This window comes from Sphingomonas sp. AC449, from assembly GCF_979253475.1.
This window is the reverse complement of record NZ_CEEDCZ010000122.1, coordinates 1-231: the sequence shown is the minus strand read 5'-3', so window position 1 is coordinate 231 and position 231 is coordinate 1. Positions and strand designations below refer to the sequence as shown.

1 protein-coding gene is annotated in these 231 nt (G+C 67.5%); it reads left to right on the top strand.

What is annotated here, in order from left to right; genetic code table 11:
* On the top strand, positions 1–231 hold a 231-nt coding region (locus AC0CH3_RS18070; RefSeq protein ID WP_465238154.1), incomplete at both ends, for a glycoside hydrolase family 125 protein.

Sequence of the window (231 nt, the reverse complement as noted above, 5' to 3'; positions counted from 1 at the left end):
GCTCGGCACCGTCGATGGCAAGCCCGACGCGTTCGTCATCACCGGCGATATCGAGGCGCTGTGGCTGCGCGACCGCTCGGCGCAGATGCAGACCTATGTCCATCTCGCGCCCAAGGATGCGGGGCTGCGCCGCGACTTTGTCGGGCTGATCGCTCGGCAGGCACGCTGCATCCTGATCGACCCGTACGCCAACGCGTTCAGGGACGATCCGACCGCGAAAGCGACCCTCGG